The organism is Massilia sp. SYSU DXS3249 (assembly GCF_053668055.1).
In genome coordinates, this window is the sequence record NZ_JBSIPX010000036.1 from 1 (window position 1) to 6,446 (window position 6,446).

The window sequence follows — 6,446 nt, forward strand, 5'->3', positions numbered from 1 at the left end:
TGTGGGTAAGCAACAGCACACCACCCGCCCAGGCACTAGACAACGCATCGAAGTTAGGAATGTACATAGGAATTATCTTTTCCTCAAGAAACGATCACGCAAGGCTTTTTCTACAGCATCGCCGAGCGTAATCGGGTTGTCGGCCACATCGGCGTTTTGCCGCTTTACGTATGCCTCCAGTCCGGCCAAGACCTCAAGCGAGATCGTCACGGAAATCTGTTTCTTGCCCTCAGCCTGGAGGCGTTCACGCTTTGCCCTGGAGCGTTCGGCATTAGTTTTTGGCAAAGGCTTAATACCTGGAAGCTCGCCGGTTACGTTGTCTAGTTTCATAAATTCCCCCTGGAAAGGCTTTATTGTAACGTGTCATGACACGCAATAGCTAGAACTATTTGTGTCATGACACAACACGCCTACGACCGTTTTTTCCAGGGAGGCCACACCACCAGGAGAACACCAGCGATGTATACGCCCAACAGCACATGCGCGACCCACTCAGGCACCCAGGACGGAAAGAACGAGACATACCAATCCATCATTTGAGCACCCGAGCCGAGAGGATTAACACCAGGTCTGTTTTCGTATCCTGGGAGGACTTGGCACGCCAGGTCGAAGGCAGGAACGAAAAGCCAGCCGAGGACGCCACCGACTTTGTATCGTTCAGGCCACCAATGACCAGCACTTCACCATCACCGGCAGAGACGGAGGTTCTCACTTGCCGCTTGACCAGGGTAGGCGACCCGGCCACGCCCGTTGTAGTGGACTGGAAAGACGACACCTGACCATCGACAGCCAGGGAGAGCCGACCCGATCCCAGGACACGCGGAAGAACGTCCAGGATCACGCCAGAGGGCCTATAAACCACGTTCTGCACAGGGTTCCCCCGGTTGTCCGTCGATGAGCTACCAATCGTCGGTGTTTCATCGCCCACGGACAGCAGCAGTTTTGCAGCATCGTCGCCGACAACGCGAGAATTGCTGACCTGCTTGAATCGCCCATCCGAGGCCAAAGCCTGGAGAACCAATTCGTAACGGCCACCGGCAATGCTCACGCGGCCTTGATCCGTCGCCACAGACAGCCCTGGAGCCGCCTGGAGGGCCGAAGCGAGCAGGGACAGACCCGACACCCCGCCGCCGTTCGTCGTGACCTCTACGAAGCTTGCAGACACCTCAACGACCTCTGCGCGAATGTCCAACTGTTCAACCAGGCGTTCCAATGCCTTGAGCTTCGGTTTTGGTGCCGACAAGGCCAGGCGATTACCACCGGCCACACGCGCAACCGGCTGACCCACAACCGCATTGACCGCCTCAACCAGGAATTCCGGCGACCGGTTCACGGCCTTGACCACCTTGAATTCGGGTTCCTGGACGACTGGAGGCGGCGCCAGGGTTTCACCAGGCCGAGCCGGAGCACCAGGCGCCGGCGGCAATTCGGCCGGCACGGCTGAAGCGGACTCCAGGAAGAACACCCCGTTACGCTCGACAGACCGGATTCCCTGGGATAACAGCACCTGGTCGACGAACGGCACAAGCTTGCTTTGATCCAGGGCTTTTACATTGATGCTGACCTTCTTCCCCATGTTCACCAGGTCAGCCGACACCACGTAATCACGCTTGAGCAGATCCCGGTAAGTGAACTGTGCGAAGTCCACCAACGGAACAGCGGAAAAAGCGAACGACACAGGCGCAGCCGTGGCCGAGCTGGAGACGAACGCGAAAGACGCAAACAGGGACACAAACAGGCGGCGCATCATCGCTGAACCCCTTTCACCAGGAGACTTTCATCGACCTGCGCTTCGTACTCGCCCAGGTGGTTTATCGAAAAAGAGCGCGGCTTCACATAGCGACCGTCCGACAGGATCACATGCACATCGCCGCCATTGCGGATAAAACCCAGGGAAGTAATCACCGGGCCAATTACGGTTTTCGTCCCAACCTGCGCGACTGGTGGAGGTGGAGGCGGAGGCGATGCCAGCAACGTATTGCCGAGAACGCCCAGGAGAACGCCCAGGGCCAGGGCCAAAGCAAGGAATTTAGTCATGTGAGGATGCGGAGGTTTCAGGGGAGCCGCCCGAGGCTTGACCAGGGCGTGATCGAGGACGCCAGGACGCACCGGGCCGACGAATTGCGGATCGACACCGGTACGAGCCGACAAATGCCAGGGAGACAGCAGGCAATGCGTTCCGTGAGGGTAGTTGTCACTAAAAACTTGGGTGGTGTTGTACACCTTGTTCAAGTCATCGCCCCGAAATGTCCAGCGATCCGCCACCAGGGCATCGGGATTGGAACCCAGGCGAACAACCCCGATATGCAGCCGAGGCAGATTGCCCTTCAATGCCCCCGCGGTGACGCCCTGGACGACATCAGACACCAGGGGAACGCGCAACCGATCCAGGCGAGTAAAGCGAACCACGTACTCAAACAAAGCTTCCCGAAGCTGCTTATCAGCCTGGTTGATGTTCTGCATGATGAAATACACGTCCCATCCGTATTTCCGAGCATGGATCATCCATTCCAGCAGGTCAGCACGGCCCTTATCGGCATACGTCCGGGTATTCAACCAGGAGCCGCATTCATCCAGGAACAACGCCCCGTTGTGCTCCTCTCCGAAACCATCGAGCAATTGCATGTCGGTCGGTGCGAAGCCCTTTAGCCCGTCTTTAGTCTGACGAATATCAGTAGTGAACTTCACAAAGGGATTGCCCGAGCCGAGCATGTACAAATCCGTTGCAGTTGGCTTATCAGGCACGCGGATATATGAAGCCCTGGAGCGTTCATTATCCATGTGTTCCATAAACACATCCATATTGCCCGCAACGCGCTTCCCTGCCCGCAGATATTGGCGAGCAACGTGCATAGCGCCCTTGCCCTTGCCAGAACCGAGCTTTCCGGTAATCGCGTAAACCGCCATTCTTAGCCCCCAATAATCACGTTAATAGCTTTTTTCTTGATTACATAAAGCTGGCACGCAACCCAGACAGTCATATAACAAGATGCAGCCGTAGCGGTAACGCCATTCCAGGCAATACCGAGTCCCATGGAAAAGCCAGGATGCGAACCCGAAATACCGGACTGGATATTGTCGGCGCAAATCCCGCTGATACAAGAAAACGCCAGGGAGACAAGCCCGGCAATGGCCGCAAAGGAAACCGACCAGGCAGCCAAACGCGCCGCTTTTTCCGCGACCATAAACCGGCCCAGGAAAGCAAACACCGCACCGAACAACGTGGACATAAAACTAGCAAGTAGAGGCATATTAGGCTTTCAAAGCAGATTGGACTTCACGAATACAACCATACAGCGCGAGCACCGAAATAACAGCACCGAAGAATTTCGCAAACAAATTCACCGAGTCGCAAATGTTCACGTCAACCAGGTTCCCGCTAAGCGGATTAGGCACCTTGGGATTCACGCAAGCCGTGCCATTAATCGCAGGCATCCACCCCTTGAGGCCGGTTGACCCTTCCGTGATCCCGGAGACAGCCGTAACGCCCTCGGCAATCTTGGTCTTTTGCGCCGCCAACTGGTCATCTCCAGTCGGGGCCGTGGCCGTAATCGGAGCCGTGAGCGCATCAAGGATTTTCTGTTGCGTCGCTTCCCGGTTGTAATCCTTCGGCAAAGGCTCCGCAGCCGGTTTATCTGGATTCGACAGCGGAGGATTAGCCGGAGGATTAACAACCGAATCAGGCGCAGGAGCTACAGGCGCATTGGTAATGTTCGTTGTTTGATACGTGACATTGGTCACATTGTTAGTAGTGGTGGTGGTAGTCGTCGTGGTAGTCGGATAGCTGATTTGCGTATTTCCCAGGGTATTTCCTGTGACCTGGGGAGTTACTTTCGTCTCGGTCTTGGTTTCTATCCGGTCCGTACTACCATCGGGGTTCGCTTTCGTGGTGACGGAAGTTTCAGGCGCACCAGTAACAGGCGACGCCGTAACCGTTACCGGGTCATTCTCATTAAAAACCGCGATCCCATCCGAGCGCATTTGTTTATAGATTGCATCCAGGCGCGCAGGGTTATTGGTCATTGCCTTTTCCAGGGAATCGCCTAATCCGCTTTCGGTAGCTGGAGCCATCGGCCCAGGATTAGCGCAATACGTGCGCCCGGTAGCATCCGTCCTGGTGAGCGTCCCAGCTGGACATGCATCAGGCTTGATATAACTAATTGCCCACCTGGTCGCGCAGCCGCCATATTGATCGATATACGCGCCATTTTCCGATCCAAAAGCAGCCTTAAAAGCCCTCTTGCACGCCTCCAAGGGACTCCAGCCCCAATGCGTTGTATTGAAATTGACGTAATACCCGCCGAGCGCCTGATTATCAGGATAAGGCGCAGGAACATCAGGGCCAGGCATACAGAAGAAATCGGGAGGTGGACAGACTTTGACACCATATTGATCCGCTACCCAGGGCAAAACCATCGTAGCGATGCCGACAAAAGAACCGACCTTCATAGCCTTAGCGGCGATCCCGGCAAAGCGACCAGGGCCGAGCGTCGATTGCGCGGCAATGGGAATACTCAGGCCAGGCTTCCCGGCCAGGCCGACACCGCCCTGACTGGCAACCGTAACGCCGGTCCCGGTCGTGGTATGCGTCGTAACTCCAGGAGTTCCCTGGATAATCGAGTTAATAATTTTGTTCGTGTTGTAGAAGGAAGCATTGCCGATACTAGGCGCGGCACCAGCTCGGCCAGCACTACACAACAGAACCGCCACCAGGGCGAGGAAGCTACAGAGTTTCGTCATCCGATCACCTAACAGGGGACACAAACAAAAACGCCCCCCAGGCGGGAGGCGTCAAGACCGACCGAGCGCGAATTACTTCGCTGCGCCGAAAGCCTTCTTCATCATCTTGATGCCCCAGAAGCCACCGGCGACCAGGACAGCGACGCCGAAAGCGGCCGTGATGTAGGTAGTGGCCTTGCCCGACAGGTCGGTGATGGCTTGCACGCCCAGATCGGTTTCAGCGGTCTGTGCCATTGCGAAAGGAGCCGACAGGGCCAGGACGGTTGCCGAAGCGACAGCGCGACGAGCGCCGGTTTTGATGTTTTGCAGGTTCATTTGAAGTCCCTAGTTTTTGTGCCTACGATAAAACCCGGTGCGGCGAAACCGGGAGTGCAACGAAATTAGTCCAGCGATTCAATGGCTTTTCGGCCAATTCGGATCAAAGACCCGGCACCGTATCCCAGGCCAAAAGCCGCGAGACAGGTTGTAACCGCCATAGTCAGAGTTACAGTCAATTCGACCTCCAGCGACGCGCCACGAAGGCCACAAACTTAATCACGCCGACGAAGGCAAAGACCCCGAAAACAATCGGAGCGTTGGCACGGATGAGAGGCCAGAAATCAGGCATTCATCACCTCTGTTGTCCAGCGATCCAACCGAGGGCAAAACACAGGACGGCGGCAATAGCCAGCCAAGCGCCCGGTGTCATCTGTTCCATTACGCAGCCTTAGCCACCGGAGCCGGGGCGAAGATTTTCGGGGTGGAGACGAAGCGGAAGCCGACGATGGTTGCCGCCAGGGCGTTACCCTTGCCAGGACGCATCTTGACCTCGGTTTCAAACAGCGAAGGCAGCTCGAACTTCATGATCTCGGCGAACACTTCCGGCTCGACCATCACCTTCATCGGCTTGCAACCGCGCTCTTTTTCGTTGGCAACGCGGTAATCATTCGACAGCCAGACCTGATGCAGTTTTTGCACCACGCCATCACCATCGGGAATTTCGTATTTGTCAGCAGACAGGATCAGAGCAACATCGGTCATTTTCAACCTCGTAAAAGTGTGAGATTCGGGTGAGATTTGTTAGTACAGACCGCCCCAAAACCCGGCCTGATGGGCAGAATATAATTCCCGCCGTTAACACTGTCAATGCCCATTGACAACGACCGATAATGAGAACCACGTTAGATTTCTTGAATGAAGTGGTCGCCAAGCACCGAGCCGAAATCACCAGCGATAGCGCCCTGGCACGGTTTCTAGGAGTGACGCGACAGGCAATCCACCAGTACAAGCAGGGCCAGAACATGAGCGTTCTTGTGGCCCTGAAAGTAGCTAAAATCCTGGGAATTCACCCTATGGAGACTGTTGCAGCCACGCTACACGCGCAAGCCGCAACCGAGGAAGAACGAAACTTTTGGCTCCAGGTATACCAGGAGCACGGACGCTAGAACGGTATGTAGTCCGACGACCCCATGAGCGTATCCAGGTAGAGCGACACAGCCTCACACCCGCCGTTTTCCGCAAGCTCCAGGATGATCTGGCGAACCTCGTATTTTTGATGCAGGACACAACGCCACTGTGCACCGGTAATGCGCAGCAATTCCCGAGCATCCTCAGCTTCCTCAACGGCCAGTTCCTCATCGGTTTTTTGCTCGATGCCGAACAACTGTTTCAGCCCATCGGACCAGATAATCTGACGCTTGCCAAAAAACGCATTGGCGAACTGGACG

9 protein-coding genes are annotated in these 6,446 nt (G+C 55.8%); 1 reads left to right on the top strand and 8 read right to left on the bottom strand.

Annotation, left to right across the window (positions count from 1 at the left end):
- Window positions 1–72: 72 nt before the first annotated feature.
- The 7 genes from ACWCIA_RS22775 to ACWCIA_RS22805 all read right to left on the bottom strand — a co-directional run bounded on the left by ACWCIA_RS22775 (window position 73) and on the right by ACWCIA_RS22805 (window position 5,760).
- The gene (locus tag ACWCIA_RS22775) at window positions 73–330 is read right to left on the bottom strand and encodes a hypothetical protein (protein WP_454166769.1); all 258 of its coding nucleotides are present in this window, start codon (window positions 328–330) and stop codon (window positions 73–75) included.
- A 202-nt stretch (window positions 331–532) separates the two neighbouring features.
- Entirely contained in the window at window positions 533–1,750 is a 1,218-nt protein-coding gene (locus ACWCIA_RS22780) for a type II secretion system protein GspD (protein WP_454166770.1), read from the bottom strand.
- Window positions 1,747–2,907, bottom strand: a complete 1,161-nt coding sequence (locus ACWCIA_RS22785; RefSeq protein ID WP_454166771.1) for a zonular occludens toxin domain-containing protein — start codon at window positions 2,905–2,907, stop codon at window positions 1,747–1,749. Before ACWCIA_RS22785 ends, ACWCIA_RS22780 begins: the two co-directional genes overlap by 4 nt.
- 2 nt (window positions 2,908–2,909) lie before the next feature.
- On the bottom strand, window positions 2,910–3,251 hold the full coding sequence (locus tag ACWCIA_RS22790) for a DUF5455 family protein (protein WP_454166772.1): 342 nt from the start codon (window positions 3,249–3,251) through the stop codon (window positions 2,910–2,912).
- A gap of 1 nt (window position 3,252) precedes the next feature.
- A complete protein-coding gene (locus ACWCIA_RS22795; RefSeq protein ID WP_454166773.1) occupies window positions 3,253–4,740 on the bottom strand; it encodes a hypothetical protein in 1,488 nt (495 codons plus the stop codon).
- A gap of 72 nt (window positions 4,741–4,812) precedes the next feature.
- Complete coding sequence (locus ACWCIA_RS22800) at window positions 4,813–5,055, bottom strand: major coat protein (RefSeq protein ID WP_454166774.1); 243 nt, start codon at window positions 5,053–5,055, stop codon at window positions 4,813–4,815.
- A gap of 381 nt (window positions 5,056–5,436) precedes the next feature.
- The gene (locus ACWCIA_RS22805; protein ID WP_454166775.1) at window positions 5,437–5,760 is read right to left on the bottom strand and encodes a hypothetical protein; all 324 of its coding nucleotides are present in this window, start codon (window positions 5,758–5,760) and stop codon (window positions 5,437–5,439) included.
- A gap of 128 nt (window positions 5,761–5,888) precedes the next feature.
- On the opposite strand from ACWCIA_RS22805, the gene ACWCIA_RS22810 reads away from it, so the two are divergent.
- Window positions 5,889–6,164 carry a helix-turn-helix domain-containing protein gene (locus ACWCIA_RS22810; protein WP_454166776.1) on the top strand — a complete coding sequence of 92 codons (276 nt, stop codon included), beginning with the start codon at window positions 5,889–5,891 and terminating at the stop codon, window positions 6,162–6,164.
- On the opposite strand, the gene ACWCIA_RS22815 is transcribed toward ACWCIA_RS22810, so the two are convergent.
- Window positions 6,161–6,446, bottom strand: a 286-nt coding sequence (locus tag ACWCIA_RS22815) for a hypothetical protein (protein WP_454166777.1), incomplete at its 5' end; no start/stop codon positions are given. The genes ACWCIA_RS22810 and ACWCIA_RS22815 overlap by 4 nt on opposite strands.